This is a genomic window from Cupriavidus sp. C1SS-2L, assembly GCF_057073735.1.
On the sequence record NZ_CP172708.1, the window covers coordinates 1,135,663 to 1,153,178 of the forward strand.

Sequence of the window (17,516 nt, forward strand, 5' to 3'; positions counted from 1 at the left end):
TTATGGCCGAAATCGGCGAATGGAAGAAGAAGGTTTATGAAACCCACGAAGTGCAGGTCCAGGTGCGGCTCCGCTCGCAGAGCGAGTGGGAATACACCGTCCGGGTCTGCCGCGCTGGCTGCAATATCCGCGCGGCCGCGACGCTGACCGAGAAATCGCTGATCACCGACCACTACAAATCTGCCGAAGCGGCGGAAATCGCCGGATTTGTGCACGGAGAGCGGCTGGCCAAACGGCTCTAGAGGGTTGCCACTGCCAGGGGCGTTAAAATCGCCCCCTTCGCCGGCAAGGCACCCACGCGCGACACCAGGTGTGGTCCGGCCCATGGCTGGCGCTCTGCGCCGGGTGGATGATGCCTGCTGCGGCGTTTCATCCACTCACCGGACGGGAAGCCATGAAGAAGTACGCCATCCTGATGTGCTGCATGGGGAATATCTGCCGCTCGCCCACGGCTGAGGGCGTGTTGCGCGCCAAGCTTGTCGCCGCGGGGCTCGCCGATCTCGTCGAGCTCGATTCGGCCGGCACGCACGACTATCACCTGGGCCGCGCCCCGGACCCTCGCACGCAGCGCTATGCGCAACAACGCGGCTATGACCTCTCGGCGCTGCGCGCGCGCAAGGTCGCTGTGCCGGATTTCACGCGTTTCGATCTGGTGCTCGCGATGGACCGGGACAACCTCGAGCGGCTGTCGGCCCTTTGCCCGCAGGCTCCGGCGCAGCAACTGCGGCTGCTGATGACCTTCGCCACCCGCCATGAGGCGGATGAGGTGCCCGATCCCTACTACGGCGAAGGCGACGGCTTCGAGCGCGTGCTCGATTACGTGGAAGACGCCTGCGACGGCATCGTCGAGATGCTGCGCGAGCGCCTGCGTCGCTAGCCTGCCTGCCGCACGGCACAGGCCGTCCGCCACCCTTTGTGAGAATTGATGCTTCGAAACCTGTTCCGGAAATGGCGCGAATCGCGCAATGCCAGCCTGCAACTTGACGCCATCCTGACGGCGGCCGATCCCGAGGCGCCGCTGGCGGACCGCAACCGCTGGCTGATCGAACTGGGTTTCTGGGTCCGCCGCGACGGCATGGCCGGTGTCGAGGTCGACGGCGGCGAGCGTGCCGGGGGCGATGCCCGCAGCCATCGCGAGCATGTACGCATGCGTTACCTGATACAGGTGCTGGAGCGGCATCCCGACTGGGCCGGGCGCTTTGGCGCCACGGTGCGCAGCATCGTGCGCGACAACGACCCGACGGCACTGTTCTGCGATACCGGCGTGGCGTCGCACCCCGGCTTCGTCAGCGAGATGATGCACCGGCTGCAGGCGCGCTTCCTGCCCCCGCCGCCCAACCTGAGCGACATGGCGGCACTGTTCGCGCTGCTGTTTGTCGGGCCGCACGACGCGGACTGGGTCGAGGCGCTGGACGATGATCTGCTGGGTCGGCTCGCGCGCGTGATGCGCGACAGCACGACCGACGCCGGGCAGCCGGAGGCGCGAGCGCAGGCCATGATGCGCTACTGGGATGCACTCGGACACACGCTGTCCACCAGTATTGCCGTGCTCGTGAGCCAGGTGCGCGCCACCGGCTTGAGCCAGTCCGTGCGTTCGCGGCTGCGCGGCAACGTCGAGGACACACCGTTCTATCACCTCGACAGCGCCATCAAGGCCCTGTGCGAACCGGACCTGGCCCACAGCGACGACGCATTCGGCCACCGCCTCAACTATTTCCGCGCACTGCTGGACGAATGCCACGCCGCCGCGCAACAGGTCTACGCGGACCTCGAAGAGAACGGCGTTTCGGTCGAAGTCGTGTTCCAGATCGAACGGATGAAGGTGCAGCTTGCGCGCATTGAACTGCTGCTGGCCGCATGGGTGGAGCCGAATCGTCCGGGCATGCACGCGAACTTGGTCGCGGAACTGATCCGCTCGACGCAGGCGCGCCGCAGCGTATCCGATCTGGCCGGCGTGTCGTTCGCGCAACTGGCGCGCCGCGTGGTGGAGCGTTCAGCGGAAACCGGCGAGCACTACATCACGCGCGATCGCAAGGAATACGGCGAGCTTATGCGTGCCGCGGCCGGCGGTGGATTGATCACCGTGGCGACCGTGTACCTGAAGTTCTTCATCTACGGCCTGCACCTCGACAAGTTCATAGAAGGGCTGCTCGCCTCGTTCAACTACGCGGGCAGCTTCCTCGCCATCCACTTCGCGCATTTCACGCTAGCCACCAAGCAGCCAGCCATGACCGGCCCGGCACTCGCGCACCGGCTTGACGGGGCGAGGCGTCCGGAGGGGCGCGAAGTGTTCGTCGACGACACCATCTCGATGATCCGTTCCAATGCGGCGGCGATCTTCGGCAACCTGGCCGTGGTGTTTCCCGTCGCGTTGGCGATCCAGTGGCTGGCCAGCAAAATCCTCGGTGCGAACCTAATCACGCCGGCCAAGGCGATCGCCACGATCGAATCATTCTCGATCCTGGGGCCGACGCCGCTCTACGCGGCGTTCACGGGCGTGCTGCTGTGGCTGTCGAGCCTGATCGCGGGCTGGGCCGACAACTGGTTCGCGCTGCACAAGGTGCACGATGTCATGGCGTACAACCGGCGCCTGCGCTACGTGCTGGGCGAGCGCGGCGCGCTGCGTCTCGCGGATTTCTGGAAGCGCAATATGTCGGGTATCAGCGCGAACGTGTCGCTCGGCTTCCTGCTGGGGCTGGGGCCCGAGATCCTGAGTTTCTTCGGACCGCACATGGAAGTGCGGCACGTCACGCTGTCGACCGGCTCGGTGGGCACGGCACTGGGCGTGTTGGGGCTCGACGCCTTGCGGTTACCGTCGCTCTGGCTTGCGGTGGCTGGCATCGCGCTGATGGGCGTGCTCAACGTGGGCGTGAGCTTTGCGCTGGCGTTCAATATGGCGCTGCGATCACGCCACCTGAGGCGCGTGGACCGGGCCGAACTCAGCGCGGCCGTGCGGCGCCGCATCCTGAAACACCCGTTGCTGCTGATCGTGCCGCCCCGGACGGCAGGCGCGGCGCCAGTCGCGGGCGGCCGCCGGGTTTGATGCGGTGCCGTAGGGGTAGTTGACTGAAATAGTCGGGTACCTTTATACTTGACGGAAACGATCAAGTATTAGCCCTGCATCATGAGACTGACCACCAAAGGCCGCTTTGCGGTCACTGCGATGATCGACCTGGCCATGCGCCAGGACCAGGGGCCCGTCACGCTCGCGGGCATCAGCCAGCGGCAGAAGATCTCGCTGTCCTACCTGGAACAGCTGTTCGGCAAGCTGCGCCGGCATGAGATCGTCGAAAGCGTGCGCGGACCGGGCGGTGGCTACAGCCTCGCGCGCAAGGCGGAAGACGTCACCGTGGCGGACATCATCATCGCCGTGGACGAGCCGCTTGATGCCACCCAGTGCGGTGGAAAGGGCAATTGTAACGGAGATGACGGCTCCGGGCGTTGCATGACCCACGAGCTGTGGGCGACGCTGAACCAGAAAATGGTCGAATATCTCGATTCCGTCTCCCTCAAGAACCTGGTGGACCAGCAGCGCGCCAAGCAGCCGGCCGTCCTGCACGACATGCGCGAAGACGCTGCCGTGCAGCAGGCGGCACCCGCGGCGCGCGGCAAGGCGGAAAAGGCCGCCGAAAAGCCGGTCCGTGCCCGGATGGTGAATTCGGTTTTCAGCCTGGCGCAGTCCTGAAGCGCCCGGTAGCAAGCAGCGATACAAGCGATCAGCGGTCCCCCTGAAAAAGGCAGTCATAACGATGAGCACCCCACATTTCCCCATCTACATGGATTACTCGGCCACCACGCCGGTGGACCCGCGCGTGGCGGACAAGATGATTCCGTACCTGCGCGAGCAGTTCGGCAATCCCGCGTCGCGCAGTCACGCATATGGCTGGGAAGCGGAGCGTGCGGTGGAAGAAGCACGCGAGCAGGTGGCCGCGCTGGTCGGTGCCGATCCGCGTGAAATCGTGTGGACGTCTGGGGCGACCGAGTCGAACAACCTCGCGATCAAGGGCGCCGCGAACTTCTATTCGGGCAAGGGCAAGCACCTGATCACGGTGAAGACCGAGCACAAGGCCGTGCTCGACACCACGCGCGAACTGGAGCGCCAGGGCTTCGAGGTGACCTACCTCGACGTGAAGGAAAACGGCCTGATCGACATGGATGTGCTCAAGCAGGCCATCCGCCCGGACACGATCCTGGTGTCGGTCATGTTCGTGAACAACGAGATCGGCGTGATCCAGGACATCGAGCAGATCGGCGAGATCTGCCGCGAGAAGGGCATCATCTTCCATTGCGACGCCGCGCAGGCGACCGGCAAGGTGGTGATCGACCTCAACAAGCTGAAGGTCGACCTGATGTCGTTCTCGGCCCACAAGACTTATGGCCCGAAGGGTATCGGCGCGCTGTACGTGCGCCGCAAGCCGCGCGTCCGCATCGAGGCGCAGATGCACGGTGGCGGCCATGAGCGCGGCATGCGCTCGGGCACGCTGGCCACGCACCAGATCGTCGGCATGGGCGAAGCGTTCCGTATCGCCCGCGAAGAAATGGCGACCGAGAACGAACGCATCCGCATGCTGCGCGACCGCCTGTGGAATGGCCTGAAGAGCATGGAAGAGGTCTACCTGAACGGCGACCTCGAACAGCGCGTGCCGCACAACCTGAACGTCAGCTTCAACTTCGTCGAAGGCGAGTCGCTGATCATGGCGATCAAGGATGTGGCCGTGTCGTCGGGCTCGGCCTGCACCTCGGCCTCGCTGGAGCCGTCGTACGTGCTGCGCGCACTGGGCCGCAATGACGAACTCGCGCACAGCTCGATCCGTTTCACGGTCGGCCGTTTCACGACCGAGCAGGAAGTCGACTACACCGTCGAACTGCTCAAGAACAAGATCGGCAAGCTGCGCGACCTGTCGCCGCTGTGGGAGATGTTCAAGGACGGCGTCGACCTGAACTCGATCCAGTGGGCCGCGCACTGAGCGTTCGCCGGATCCCGCAAGAATAAAAGCAAGACCCCCGTAAAAGATACGCAAGAGGTAAGCAAAATGTCATACAGCACGAAGGTTCTCGACCACTATGAAAACCCCCGCAATGTCGGTTCGTTCGACAAGAACGACGACGATGTGGGTACCGGCATGGTCGGCGCCCCGGCTTGCGGCGACGTGATGAAGCTGCAGATCAAGGTGAACGAGGCCGGCGTGATCGAAGACGCCAAGTTCAAGACCTATGGCTGCGGCTCGGCCATCGCGTCGTCGTCGCTCGTGACCGAGTGGGTCAAGGGCAAGACCGTCGACCAGGCCCTCGAGATCAAGAACACCCAGATCGCCGAAGAACTGGCGCTGCCGCCGGTCAAGATCCACTGCTCGATCCTCGCTGAGGACGCCATCAAGGCGGCTGTCGAGGACTACAAGAAGAAGCACCCGGCAGCTGACCAGAAGGCCGCCTGAGTTTCTTGGGTTCCGAAAGAAGAAGGAAGACGCAACGATGATCACGATGACCGAGAAGGCCGCCAGGCACGTGGCCCGTTACCTGGAACGCCGTGGCAAGGGCGTGGGCCTGCGCCTGGGCGTGAAGACCACTGGCTGCTCGGGCCTGGCCTACAAGCTGGAGTACGTCGACGAGCTGCACCCTGAAGATGAGGTGTTCGAGTCGCATGGCATCAAGGTCATCGTCGACGCCAAGAGCCTGCCGTATATCGACGGCACCGAACTCGACTATGCGCGCGAAGGGTTGAATGAAGGTTTCCGCTTCAACAACCCGAACGTCAAGGACGAGTGCGGCTGCGGCGAATCGTTCACGGTCTGAGCGCTGGCTGGTAAGGCACCGCATGGAACGCAGCATCGTCGGGTTCCATCGGGATGAGGAAGGCGACTGGGTCGCCGAACTCGATTGCGGTCACGGGCAGCACATGCGACACAACCCGCCCTGGCAATTGCGGCCGTGGACGAACACGGAGCAGGGCAGGGCGGCGCGGCTTGGCGCCGTGGTGAACTGCCTCAAATGCGATCGCAATGAACCGCCGGCCGAATGGGCGCAGTTCACTCAAGGCGCCGGACGCGGTTGACGTGAATGCACAAGGGGGCGGCGCGGCCGCTCCTTTTTGTTGGGGAAGCTTTGAAAGACGATTTTTTTGCGCTGTTCGGCCTGCCGGTGCAGTTCGGCGTCGATGAAGCGGCGTTGGACGCCGCGTATCGCACCGTGCAGTCGCAGGCACACCCGGACCGCTTTGCCAAGGCGGGCGAGGCTGAGCGGCGCGTGGCCATGCAGTGGGCCGCGCATGCCAACGAGGCTTACCGTACGCTGCGCCAGCCGCTCAAACGCGCGATCTACCTGCTGGGACTGCGCGGCGTGGACGTGCAGGCGGAGAACAACACCGCCATGTCACCCGCGTTCCTGATGCAGCAGATGGAGTGGCGCGAGGATCTGCAGGACGCCGTCGAGTCCCGTGATGTCGATCGCCTTGATGGCTTGCTGCGCGGCCTGCGCCAGGAAAAGCGCGAGCGGCACACCGCGCTTGGCAAGCTGCTCGATGCCGGAGACAACGAAGCCGCAGGCGCGGCGGTGCGGCAGCTGATGTTCATCGAGAAGATCGAACACGATACCAGCGAGGCGATCGACCGGCTGGAAGGGTAGTCCCGGCACGTTTGGCGGGGCCATGTGACAATGGCGCCCGTCGCGAAAGCCGCCTGTGCGGCGGACATCATCGCGCACGAGAAAGCGAAGAATCATCATGGCACTGCTCCAGATTTCCGAACCCGGCATGTCGCCGGCGCCCCATCAACGCCGGCTGGCCGTTGGCATCGACCTTGGCACCACCAACTCGCTGGTGGCGGCCGTGCGCAACAGCATTCCCGAAGTCCTCGGCGACGAGCGCGGCCGTGCGCTGCTGCCCTCGGTGGTGCGCTACCTGCCGGACCGTACCACGCATATCGGCTACCGCGCCCAGGACGAGGCGGTGCGCGATCCGAAGAACACCATCGTTTCGGTCAAGCGCTTCATGGGCCGTGGCCTCAAGGACGTGGCCCATAACGAGCACAGCCCCTACGACTTCGTCGATGCGCCAGGCATGGTGCAGATCAAGACCGTGGCCGGCGTGAAGAGCCCCGTGGAAGTCTCGGCTGAGATTCTTGCGACGCTGCGCCAGCGCGCCGAAGATTCGCTCGGCGATGACCTCGTCGGCGCCGTCATCACCGTGCCGGCCTATTTCGACGAGGCCCAGCGCCAGGCCACCAAGGACGCCGCACGCCTGGCCGGGCTGGAAGTGCTGCGCCTGCTTAACGAGCCCACCGCGGCAGCCATTGCCTATGGCCTCGACAATGCGTCCGAGGGCATCTATGCGGTCTATGACCTCGGCGGCGGCACCTTCGATATCTCGATCCTGAAGCTGACCAAGGGCGTGTTCGAAGTCCTGTCCACGGGCGGCGACTCCGCGCTCGGTGGCGACGATTTCGACCAGCGCCTGCTGTGCTGGATCGTCGAGCAGGCAGGCCTGCAGCCGCTGTCGGCGCAGGACATGCGCCTGCTCATGGTGCGCGCGCGCGCCGCCAAGGAAGCGCTGTCGGAAGGCGACAGCACGGTGATCGACGCGGTGCTGGACTCGGGCGAGATTGTGCACCTGACGCTGACTGACGAAATCTTCGACAGCATCACCGCGCATCTCGTGCAGAAGACGCTGGCGCCGGTGCGCAAGGCGCTGCGCGACGCGGGCGTGACGCCCGACGAAGTCCAGGGCGTGGTGCTGGTCGGCGGCGCGACGCGCATGCCGGCCATCCGCAAGGCAGTGGGCGACTTCTTTGGCCAGCCGCCGCTGACCAATCTCGACCCGGACCGCGTCGTCGCGCTCGGCGCCGCCATGCAGGCCAACCTGCTGGCCGGCAACCATGCGCCGGGCGAGGACTGGCTGCTGCTCGACGTGATTCCGCTGTCGCTCGGCGTGGAAACCATGGGCGGCCTGGTCGAGAAGATCATCCCGCGCAACAGCACGATTCCCGTGGCGCGCGCGCAGGAGTTCACCACGTTCAAAGACGGCCAGACCGCCATGGCGATCCACGTGCTGCAGGGCGAGCGCGAACTGGCCAGCGACTGCCGTTCGCTTGCACGCTTCGAGCTGCGTGGCATCCCGCCGATGGTCGCTGGCGCGGCGCGCATCCGCGTGACCTACCAGGTCGACGCGGATGGCCTGCTGTCGGTCACTGCGCGCGAGACGCACTCGGGCGTGGAATCGTCGGTCACCGTGAAGCCGTCGTATGGCCTGGCCGATGACGACATCGCGCGCATGCTGCAGGAAGGCTTCCGCGAGGCCGAACACGACATGAAGAGTCGCGCGCTGGCTGAAGAGCGCGTCGAGGCCGACCGCCTGGTCGAAGCCACCACGCGTGCGCTGGAGACCGACGGCGACCTGCTGTCGGCCGACGAGCGTGCCGCGGTCGAGGCGCTGATCGCCTCGGTGCGCGAGATCGCCACCGGCGAGGATCATCACGCCATCAAGGCTGCCGTCGAGACGCTGTCGCGCGGCACCGACGAATTCGCCGCCCGCCGCATGGACCGCTCGATCAAGAGCGCGCTGGCCGGGCGCAAGGTGCAGGAACTCGGCTGATCACCGGCTCCCGTATCGCACAGCATCAATACCAGGACACGACATGCCACAGATCATCGTTTTGCCCCACGCCGAATACTGCCCGGAAGGGGCCGTGATCGAAGCCAAGACCGGCGTCAGCGTCTGCGACGCGCTGCTGGCCAACGACATCGACATCGAACACGCGTGCGAGAAGTCGTGCGCCTGCACGACCTGCCACGTGATCGTGCGCGAGGGCTTTGACTCGCTCAACGAGGCCGAGGAAAAGGAAGAAGATCTGCTCGACAAGGCCTGGGGCCTCGAGCCCCATTCGCGCCTGTCGTGCCAGGCCATCGTCGCCGACGAGGATCTGACCGTCGAGATCCCGAAGTACACCATCAATCACGCGAAAGAAGGCCACTAAGGCCCGGAGAATTCCATGAAGTGGACCGATACCTACGACATCGCCGCGGCGCTGTATGACAAGTTTCCCGACGTGGACCCCGTGACGATCCGCTTCACGGACCTGCGCAAGTGGGTGCTGGAACTGGACGGCTTCAGCGACCTGCCGGAGCGTTCGGGCGAAAAGATTCTCGAAGCGATTCAGGCCGCCTGGATCGAGGAAACGAGCTAAGCCGCTGCCTCATCGTCAGAAGCGATAGCCGACACCGGCGAGGAAGAGGTCGGCATCGCGGTCATAGCCGGTGATCACGCGGTTCCACGACAATCGGCCGAGCCAGTGGTCGCTAAGCCGGTAACTGGCCGACAAGGTCAGCAGGGCAGACCAGCGTGAGGGCGAAATCTCCGCGTCGGGTCCGCGGACATGCAACGTGGTCGCGTAATACGGGCCCGCGCCAACGCCAAGCGTCAGCCGGTCGTCAAAGAAGCCCCCGTTCAGCCACGCCTGCGCCGCTACGCCGCGGCGCTGAACCAGATCGGAGCTGCTTTCCGAGAAGTAGCTGATGGTTCCTTCCACGCCCCGCCAGAATCCGTGCCGGTACTCCACCGCCGCCGCGAAGCCCGTTTCCGATTCGAAGCTGTTCACGATTCTGGCGCCCAGGAACACGGTCAACTCATCGCCGGTCAGCGCCGTGATACGCGTACCTGCAATGAAAGGCCCGTCGCGCCGGCCATGATCGAGCTGGTAGCCGACGCCAAGCAGGGCCGTGTTCGAGCTGAAGCTTGACCAGGCCCGCGTGCGGTTGTAGCGCGCCTGCACCATCCAGGGGCCACCATTGACATACCAGGTCGCGGCCGCGCTGGCCTGCAGTGCGAGCCCATGGTGGTTTCGGTAGCTGCCATCGTCCTGTGCTTCGGTGGTATCGAAAAACAGGTACGGACCTGCGCCGACGGAAAGCGCAAACTGGCGGCCCGGAGTCAGCCAGCGCCACCATAGCTGGGCGCTGTGGCCGTCCCGATGGTGGCCGCTCACGTGTCCTTCGTTCAGGTAGGTGTAGGTTGCGTACCAGTTGTCAGTGAGGTTCTGCTGGTAGCTGTAGGCATAGACCGCGCTGCCGTCATCGTCACCATGGATCGGCGGGTTGGTGTGGGCCCCGCCCATCAGCAGGAGCTCTTGCCCATGTGCCGCATGTTGCATCATGGCTAGCAGCAGTGCGCCAGCCAGGGGCGCGGCACGCTGCCAGATCCTTCGGGTCCTGCGGTTGGCGCATTGCATCTCGAGGATTCCGATGAGCCGGGGACGCTCAGAAATCATAGCAAAGTGCAGCAATGGCAGCCGGGGCCGGGCGGTGCGTGTTTGTTACGGAATATTCGCGCCCCCCAACTTCGAACGCGGTGTTAGCTGCCTGTCGACGTGTAATGGCGCACCCCCACGCGCCATGCACCGAGGGCCGCCGCCAAGAAAACAAAGCCCGCCAGCGGCGACACCAGTCCCAGCCACGCCGGCGCGCCGAGCGGATCGGCCTTGCCCAGGATGGCGAGCACCGGGTAGTAGGCAACGCAAGCTAGCGGGACGGCAAAGGTAAGGACATGGCGGAACCATCGCGCGTACAGCGCCATCGGGTATTGCGCGGCCTCCACACCGCCGTACGTCAGGACATTGGCAATTTCCAGGCTTTCGATCGTCCAGAACGACAGCGTGCCCTGCACCACCAGGATGCCCAGAAACAATGCGACGCCACCGGCGAGAGCGAACAAGGCCATGGCGACCGATGCCGGCGTCCACGCGATGCCAGCCTGTACGGTCGCAAACGCTATCACCGCGAGCCCTTGCAGCAATCGTCCGAGCCGGCTGACGCGCACGTCGTAGCCCATCAGTTGCAGGGCAAGCGGACGCGGCCGCAGCAGCAAGCGGTCGAAGTCGCCAGTGCGCAGCAACGTGGTACCGAGCACGTCGAAACCGCGTCCAAGCGCATCGGCAATCGCGAACATGCAGTTCACGAGGCCGAAGAACAGCGCGACTTCGCCGATTTTCCAGCCCTGCACATCGCCGAAGCGGTGAAACAGTGCCCACACTGCGACCATCTCGATGCCCGTGACCAGGAACTGCCCGAAGGTCAGCATCATGGCCGAGCCGGGATAGCGTGCCTGGCCGCTTAGCGAGGCCGTCACGAGGCGGGCGAACAATGCCAGGGAATTCATGCGCGTCACCCACCTTGCACTTCAAGCCGGCGCATCGTGCGGCCCATGGCAGCGTGGCCGGTTGCCACCAGCAGCATGATCCACAGGCATTGCAGACCCAACGCGGTGAACATCTGCGCGCCGCCGAGTTGCCCGAAATAGATGCGTGCCGGGATGTCCATCACGCCGGCCAGCGGCTGCGCCAGCAGCGCCGCCTGCCAGGCATCGGGCAGCAGCGCCAGCGGCAACAGGTTTCCCGACAACACGATGACCATTGGCACCGCAAGCGTATTGATGCCCCGTTCATTGAGTGCCGCTGCGGCCGCGATATTGAGCAGCATCACGAGCGATGTGGACAGCAGCAGGGCCAGCAGTGCCGACGCGATGAAACCCATGCCCGCGGCCAGACCCGCCGGCGGCTCCCAGGCCCAATCGCCGAGTCCGACAATGGGCAGCAAGACGCCGGCGAAGGTGAGCATCATCGTCACGCGTGGCAATACGCGCGCTGCCGTCCAGCCCGCGGTGCGTGCAAACCACAACGCGTAGGCATTGACCGGCCGCAGCCGGTCGTACGCGACGGCGCCCGTGCGCACGGCTTGCGCTACTTCAGGATCGCCGCTCCATGGCAGCAGCGCCAGCAGTCCTTGCGCCAGCCAGGTATAGGTGATGACCTGACCGAGCGTGAGCGGGGCCTCACGCGTGGAAGCGCTGCCATAAAACGCCGCCAGCACCATGATCTTGATGCCGCCCCACCAGCACTGCGTAAAAAAGCCCGCGTAGGCCGCCAGCCTGTACTGCAGCATCTGCAGGAACCGCGACCGGAACGCGGCCAGATAGGGGCGCGCGAGCTCGCGCGGCGCCATCATGGCTCAAGCCTCCGCTGCGCCGTGCATCGCGTAGAAGCGCGCGATGACGGCTTCGATGGCCATGCCCTCGTCTTCTGCGTCGTCGGGCAGGCCATCATCGAGACGGCGTGCGGCCAGCACCTGCTGCCGCAAGGCCTCGACGTCGCAGTCCGCCAGCACGCGTCCGTGGCCGATCACGATCACCCGCCGTGCGAGTGCCTCGATGTCGTGCATGTCGTGCGTGGTCAGCAGCACCGTGGTGCCGCGCTCCCGGTTGGCACGCCGGATAAAGTCGCGAACTGCGAGCTTGGACGGGGCATCGAGGCCGATGGTCGGCTCGTCGAGGAACAGGATGTCGGGCTCGTGGAGCAGGGCGGCCGCGATCTCGGCGCGCATGCGTTGGCCTAGCGATAACTGGCGTACGGGCTGGTCGAGCAGTCGTTCGAGATTCAACAGCGCCACCAACTCGTCGCGCGTGCGGCCAAAGCGAACCGGGTCGAGCCGGTAGATATCGCGCAACAGTGCGAACCCGTCGCCGACCGGCAGATCCCACCAGAGCTGCGTACGCTGCCCGAATACCACGCCGATACGGGCGACATGGCGCTCGCGGTCGTCGAACGGAACGCGGCCGTTGACTTCGACACGGCCGCTATCGGGCCGCAGGATACCCGAGAGGATCTTGATGGTCGTCGATTTGCCTGCGCCATTCGGACCGATGAAGCCGAGCAGTTCGCCGCGCTCCAGTTCGAACGACACACCAGCCAGTGCCTCGACCGTGCGATAGCGTGGGCGAACCAGCGCGCGCAGCGCGCCGAGCACGCCCGGATCGCGTTCGTGGATACGGTATGTCTTGCGCAGTTGACTGACTAGGATCTGTGGCATGGCTGCGGCGCGAGAAGGGCGGGGGATTATACATGGGGTGCATCTGGCAGCACACGTCTGATCCCTTAGCTTTTAATATTCCCGATCATCGGATCAAAAGAAAAACCCCGCCATAGAGGCGGGGTTCTTGCTGTTCAGCGTCGTATTTCCTTGCGGCCGCGCTCAGCGCTCAGTCTTCGCGGCGCAGGTGCGGGAACAGAATGACGTCGCGGATGTTCGGGCTGTCCGTCAGCAGCATCACCAGTCGGTCGATACCGATACCGCAGCCGCCCGTCGGGGGCATGCCGTATTCCAGCGCGCGAATGTAGTCGGCGTCGTAGTACATTGCCTCTTCATCGCCGGCGTCCTTCTGCTCGACCTGCTTGCGGAAACGATCGGCCTGGTCTTCTGCGTCGTTGAGCTCCGAGAAGCCGTTGGCGATCTCGCGGCCCGTGATGAACAGCTCGAAGCGTTCGGTGATGCCCGGCACTGTGTCCGATGCACGTGCCAGCGGCGAGACTTCCACCGGGTAATCGACGATGAAAGTCGGCTCCCACAGCTGGCTTTCCGCGGTCTCCTCGAACAGCACGAGTTGCAGCGTACCGATGCCTGCATTGAGGAACTGCGGCGCGCTGGTGTTCACGCCAAATTTCTTCAGCTCGGTGCGCAGGAAATCGGCATCGGCCAGTTGCGCGTCGGTGTATTGCGGCGCGAACTTTTGGATCGCCTGGCAGATGGTCAGGCGGTGGAACGGCTTCGACAAGTCCAGCTCGCGGCCCTGGTAGGTCAGCACCGCGGTACCGCTGGCGTCGATGGCGGCCTGGCGGATCAGGTTCTCGGTAAAGTCCATCAGCCAGCGGTAGTCCGTGTAGGCCGCGTAGAACTCCATCATCGTGAACTCGGGGTTGTGGCGCGGGCTCACCCCTTCATTGCGGAAGTTGCGGTTGATCTCGAACACGCGCTCGAAGCCGCCGACGATCAGGCGCTTCAGGTACAACTCCGGCGCGATGCGCATGAACATCTGCATGTCCAGCGCATTGTGGTGCGTGATGAACGGCTTGGCCGCGGCGCCGCCCGGGATCGGGTGCAGCATCGGCGTTTCGACTTCCATGAAGCCGGCGTCGGACATATGGCGGCGCAGCGATGACATGGCCTTGGTGCGCGCGCGGAAGGTGTTGCGGGTTTCCGGCGAGACGATCAGGTCGACATAGCGCTGGCGGTACTTCATTTCCTGGTCGGCCAGGCCGTGGAACTTGTCCGGCAGCGGGCGCAGCGACTTGGACAGCAGGCGCAGTTCCTGCACCTGCACGGACAGCTCGCCCTTGTTGGTGCGGAACAGCACGCCGCGCGCGCTGATGATGTCGCCAAGGTCCCAGTGCTTGAAGGCGGCGTAGACGTCTTCACCAACCTTGTCGCGCGTGATGTAGAACTGGATCTGGCCGCTGCCATCCTGCACGGTGGCGAAGCTTGCCTTGCCCATGACGCGCTTGAGCATCATGCGGCCGGCAATGGCGACTTCCACCGGGGTCGCTTCCAGCGCGGGCTGGTCGGTCTCGCCGTACTGCTCGTGCAGCGCGGCGGCCTGGTGGGTCGGGCGGAAATCGTTGGGGAAGGCCACGCCTTGCCGGCGCAGGGCCGCCAGTTTCTCGCGACGCTCGGCGATGATCTTGTTCTCGTCTGCGGCGGGCAGCTCTGCGGTCGGAGAGGCCGGTGCGGCCTGGGCGCGGTTGGGTTCAGTCATGATGTCTTGTCGGATCGCACGCGGCGTACCGCGCGCGGGTTCAGTATGGCTTCAGTAATTGCGCAGGTCGTCCAGCTCGGTGCTGCCGAAGTCCGGGCGATGCAGATAGGCGATGATACGGCCGGCGGTGTCCTCCGCCGAGGCGAGCTGCTGGTTCGCCTTCAGGTCGCGGAAACGCTCCACGCCGGCAAAGTCGGCATTGCGGATGGTGGCCTGCATGCCGGTATCGACTACGCCCGGCGCCAGCGACACCGCGCGTACGGTGCGCGGCTCCGGCGTATGGGCGTACTCGGCGTTGACCGAGCGGATGAACATGTCCAGCCCGGCCTTGCCGGCGCAGTAGGCGCTCCAGCCCTCGATCGGGCGGCGTGCCGCACCGGACGAGATCGCGAGCACCTTGCGCGGGCAGTTGAACTTCTCGGTGCGATCGAGGAACGCGCCGGTCATGATCATCGGCGTGGCCAGGTTCGTCAGCAGGTGCGGCAGCAGCGTGCCTTCCTGCAGGCGCGACACGGGGCCAATCGGCTCGACCACGCCGGCATTCAGGATCAGCGTGACGCTGGCGGGCGGGTCCTGGCTTTCCAGTACGCTGGACAGCCAGCCCGCGGCCGACGCGGGTTGCGACAGGTCCTGCAGGTGCCAGGCTACCGGCACGCCGCTCATGGTGGCGACACGCTCGAGTTCCTGGTTGCGGCTGCGCGCCACGCAAACCAGGCGGTTGCCCGGCACTAGCAGCGCATTGGTCAGTGCCGCGCCGAGCCCGCGAGAGGCGCCGGTGATGATGTAGAGGTGGTCTGCTTCGCTCATGGTGCCCCAGTTGGAGGAGCCGCCGCGCCGGGCGGTGAGTCGTTGGCGGTTGCGGTCGGCCATGCCCGCATGGCGGGCACGGCAGCGGCCTTACAGTCCCTGCTTGAGGCTGGCCTCGATGAACGGGTCCAGGTCGCCGTCCAGCACCTTCTGGGTGTTGGACATTTCGACGTTGGTACGCAGGTCCTTGATACGGCTTTGATCCAGCACGTACGAACGGATCTGGTGGCCCCAGCCCACATCGGTCTTGCCGGCTTCGAGCTTGTCGGCTTCGGCCTGGCGCTTGCGCATCTCGTGCTCGTACAGGCGCGACTTCAGCATCGACATGGCCTCGGCACGGTTGCGGTGCTGCGAACGGTCGTTCTGACACTGCACGACGATGCCGGTCGGGATGTGCGTGATACGCACGGCCGAATCGGTCTTGTTGATGTGCTGGCCGCCGGCGCCCGAAGCGCGGTAGGTATCGACGCGCAGATCGGCCGGGTTGACCTCGACCTCGAACGAGTCGTCGACTTCCGGGTATACGAACACCGACGAGAACGACGTATGGCGCCCGCCCGACGAATCGAACGGCGACTTGCGCACGAGGCGGTGCACGCCGGTTTCGGTGCGCAGGTAGCCGAACGCGTATTCGCCTTCGATCTTGATCGTCGCACTCTTGATGCCGGCCACGTCGCCTTCGGACTCTTCGAGCACCTCGGCCTTGAAGCCCTTGCGCTCGCAGTACTTCAGGTACTGGCGCAGCAGCATCGACGCCCAGTCGCACGCTTCGGTGCCGCCGGCGCCGGCCTGGATGTCGATAAAGGCGTTGGCCTGGTCCATCTCGCCCGCGAACATGCGGCGGAATTCCATGCCGGCGACGATTTCCTCGAAGCCCTTGACGTCGGTCTCGATCGACTCGAGCGTTTCGTCGTCGCCTTCTTCCTTGGCGAGTTCAAACAGCTCATCGGCACCGTTGAGGTCGTCCGTGAGCTTGCCGAGAACGCTTACCACGCCCTCGAGTGCTTTCTTTTCCTTGCCGAGATCCTGGGCGCGCTTGGGGTTGTTCCAGACGTCCGGGTCTTCCAGCAAACCGTTGACTTCTTCCAGCCTTCCTACTTTGACATCGTAGTCAAAGATACCCCCGTAGATCTTCCGTCCGGGAACGGAGATCGGAGATGGCACCGGAGATGGCGTTGAGGCGTTCTGCTTCCATGATGATCCTGCGCTTCGAAAACCTTGAATTATAGCGGAATCGGGCCGTATTTCGGACCGCCGCGCGGCGCTGGCAGCCCATTCTGCCGCGAACGCGTGGCCCTTCGCATGGTCTATTTGGCGGGCTGTGTGGCGGGGGCAGCGATAATAGGGCCGTTACAGGCGCGCTGCACACACGCAAGTCGCCCCCCGGAAGACCATATCAACAGGGACGAATGACGCCAACAAGACAAGACTCCGCAGACACCGCCGGCCGCCGCCGGATGCTGGGATGGATGCTAGCCGCGGCCTCCGCGGCGCTGGCCGCCGGGTGCGGTACGATGTCCACCGAACCCGCGCCGGAAGGTTTTTACCGCGTGGAAAGCGGCGATACGCTGTATTCGATCGCGCGCAAACACCGCCGCAACGTGCGCGACCTGGTGCGGTGGAACAACCTGCCGAGCGCAGACCGCATCGAAGTGGGCCAACTCATCCGCGTCAAGCCGCCGGGTGCGGGCACGGCCACCGCATCAGCAGGCTCGTCGTCCCAGACGGTGACGGATACGCCACGCGTGGATGCCGGCGGCGAGTCGAAGCCGCCCTCGAGCGCGCCCCGGCTGCAGTGGCCTGCCGATGGCAAGGTCACCGCACGCTTCGCGCCGCCCGCGAGCAAGGGCCTGACCATCGCGGTGCCGCCGGGCGGCACGGTGAAAGCGGCGGCAGCGGGGTGGGCGATCCATGTCGGCGACCTGCGCGGCTACGGCATGCTGGTGATCGTCAAGCACAGCGACGACTGGCTGACGGTTTACGGCAACCTCGACAAGCCGCTGGTCAGCGAAGGCGCGCGCGTCGCCGCGGGCCAGGACGTTGGCCGCATGGGCAGCGCCGGCGCCGACCTGCATTTCGAGGTGCGCGGCAACGGCAAGCCGGTCGATCCGGCCAACTACCTGCCGGCGCGCGGCTGAAC

General features: G+C 65.1%; 20 protein-coding genes. 13 read left to right on the forward strand and 7 right to left on the reverse strand.

Features of this window, described 5'->3' with window-relative positions; translation table 11 throughout:
* Window positions 1–2 precede the first annotated feature (2 nt).
* The 12 genes from ACIGJG_RS05270 to iscX all read left to right on the forward strand — a co-directional run bounded on the left by ACIGJG_RS05270 (window position 3) and on the right by iscX (window position 9,176).
* Window positions 3–242 carry a hypothetical protein gene (locus tag ACIGJG_RS05270; RefSeq protein ID WP_011297237.1) on the forward strand — a complete coding sequence of 80 codons (240 nt, stop codon included), beginning with the start codon at window positions 3–5 and terminating at the stop codon, window positions 240–242.
* 152 nt (window positions 243–394) lie between these two features.
* Window positions 395–877 (forward strand): low molecular weight protein-tyrosine-phosphatase, encoded by a 483-nt coding sequence (locus tag ACIGJG_RS05275; protein WP_140949040.1) that lies wholly within the window; start codon window positions 395–397, stop codon window positions 875–877.
* Window positions 878–925: 48 nt separating this feature from the next.
* Complete coding sequence (locus tag ACIGJG_RS05280; RefSeq protein WP_483672854.1) at window positions 926–3,043, forward strand: site-specific recombinase; 2,118 nt, start codon at window positions 926–928, stop codon at window positions 3,041–3,043.
* Between the two features lie 81 nt (window positions 3,044–3,124).
* A complete protein-coding gene (gene iscR / locus ACIGJG_RS05285; RefSeq protein WP_011297239.1) occupies window positions 3,125–3,685 on the forward strand; it encodes a Fe-S cluster assembly transcriptional regulator IscR in 561 nt (186 codons plus the stop codon).
* A gap of 58 nt (window positions 3,686–3,743) precedes the next feature.
* Window positions 3,744–4,967, forward strand: a complete 1,224-nt coding sequence (locus ACIGJG_RS05290; RefSeq protein WP_272956352.1) for an IscS subfamily cysteine desulfurase — start codon at window positions 3,744–3,746, stop codon at window positions 4,965–4,967.
* A 66-nt stretch (window positions 4,968–5,033) separates the two neighbouring features.
* A complete protein-coding gene (iscU, locus tag ACIGJG_RS05295) occupies window positions 5,034–5,435 on the forward strand; it encodes a Fe-S cluster assembly scaffold IscU (RefSeq protein ID WP_011297241.1) in 402 nt (133 codons plus the stop codon).
* A 37-nt stretch (window positions 5,436–5,472) separates the two neighbouring features.
* Window positions 5,473–5,793 (forward strand): iron-sulfur cluster assembly protein IscA, encoded by a 321-nt coding sequence (gene iscA / locus ACIGJG_RS05300; protein WP_011297242.1) that lies wholly within the window; start codon window positions 5,473–5,475, stop codon window positions 5,791–5,793.
* Between the two features lie 22 nt (window positions 5,794–5,815).
* Window positions 5,816–6,052 (forward strand): DUF3565 domain-containing protein, encoded by a 237-nt coding sequence (locus ACIGJG_RS05305; protein ID WP_011297243.1) that lies wholly within the window; start codon window positions 5,816–5,818, stop codon window positions 6,050–6,052.
* A gap of 50 nt (window positions 6,053–6,102) precedes the next feature.
* Window positions 6,103–6,621, forward strand: coding sequence for a Fe-S protein assembly co-chaperone HscB (gene hscB, locus ACIGJG_RS05310; RefSeq protein ID WP_011297244.1), 519 nt, complete (start codon window positions 6,103–6,105; stop codon window positions 6,619–6,621).
* Between the two features lie 97 nt (window positions 6,622–6,718).
* Complete coding sequence (gene hscA / locus ACIGJG_RS05315) at window positions 6,719–8,584, forward strand: Fe-S protein assembly chaperone HscA (RefSeq protein WP_140949038.1); 1,866 nt, start codon at window positions 6,719–6,721, stop codon at window positions 8,582–8,584.
* Window positions 8,585–8,627: 43 nt separating this feature from the next.
* The gene (gene fdx / locus ACIGJG_RS05320; protein ID WP_011297246.1) at window positions 8,628–8,966 is read left to right on the forward strand and encodes an ISC system 2Fe-2S type ferredoxin; all 339 of its coding nucleotides are present in this window, start codon (window positions 8,628–8,630) and stop codon (window positions 8,964–8,966) included.
* 15 nt (window positions 8,967–8,981) lie between these two features.
* Window positions 8,982–9,176 carry a Fe-S cluster assembly protein IscX gene (gene iscX, locus ACIGJG_RS05325; RefSeq protein ID WP_011297247.1) on the forward strand — a complete coding sequence of 65 codons (195 nt, stop codon included), beginning with the start codon at window positions 8,982–8,984 and terminating at the stop codon, window positions 9,174–9,176.
* 15 nt (window positions 9,177–9,191) lie between these two features.
* Here the strand turns inward: iscX and ACIGJG_RS05330 are convergent, their stop codons facing one another.
* The 7 genes from ACIGJG_RS05330 to prfB all read right to left on the reverse strand — a co-directional run bounded on the left by ACIGJG_RS05330 (window position 9,192) and on the right by prfB (window position 16,571).
* The gene (locus tag ACIGJG_RS05330) at window positions 9,192–10,217 is read right to left on the reverse strand and encodes a porin family protein (protein ID WP_140949037.1); all 1,026 of its coding nucleotides are present in this window, start codon (window positions 10,215–10,217) and stop codon (window positions 9,192–9,194) included.
* A 122-nt stretch (window positions 10,218–10,339) separates the two neighbouring features.
* Window positions 10,340–11,143, reverse strand: coding sequence for an ABC transporter permease (locus ACIGJG_RS05335; protein ID WP_011297249.1), 804 nt, complete (start codon window positions 11,141–11,143; stop codon window positions 10,340–10,342).
* Window positions 11,144–11,148: 5 nt separating this feature from the next.
* Window positions 11,149–11,985, reverse strand: coding sequence for an ABC transporter permease (locus ACIGJG_RS05340; RefSeq protein ID WP_483673052.1), 837 nt, complete (start codon window positions 11,983–11,985; stop codon window positions 11,149–11,151).
* Between the two features lie 6 nt (window positions 11,986–11,991).
* Complete coding sequence (locus ACIGJG_RS05345) at window positions 11,992–12,849, reverse strand: ABC transporter ATP-binding protein (protein WP_011297251.1); 858 nt, start codon at window positions 12,847–12,849, stop codon at window positions 11,992–11,994.
* Between the two features lie 169 nt (window positions 12,850–13,018).
* On the reverse strand, window positions 13,019–14,569 hold the full coding sequence (lysS, locus tag ACIGJG_RS05350; RefSeq protein ID WP_011297252.1) for a lysine--tRNA ligase: 1,551 nt from the start codon (window positions 14,567–14,569) through the stop codon (window positions 13,019–13,021).
* Between the two features lie 51 nt (window positions 14,570–14,620).
* Complete coding sequence (locus ACIGJG_RS05355) at window positions 14,621–15,376, reverse strand: SDR family oxidoreductase (RefSeq protein WP_041679868.1); 756 nt, start codon at window positions 15,374–15,376, stop codon at window positions 14,621–14,623.
* Between the two features lie 90 nt (window positions 15,377–15,466).
* Window positions 15,467–16,571, reverse strand: a protein-coding gene (prfB, locus tag ACIGJG_RS05360) for a peptide chain release factor 2 (protein WP_166486990.1) whose coding sequence is annotated in 2 segments (ribosomal slippage) — window positions 15,467–16,489 and window positions 16,491–16,571 — 1,104 coding nt in all. Because the reading frame shifts where the segments join, the coding sequence is not laid out codon by codon here.
* Window positions 16,572–16,785: 214 nt separating this feature from the next.
* Here prfB and ACIGJG_RS05365 point away from each other — a divergent pair.
* Window positions 16,786–17,514: a peptidoglycan DD-metalloendopeptidase family protein gene (locus ACIGJG_RS05365; protein ID WP_011297255.1), complete on the forward strand. Its 729-nt coding sequence runs from the start codon at window positions 16,786–16,788 to the stop codon at window positions 17,512–17,514.
* Window positions 17,515–17,516: the final 2 nt, after the last annotated feature.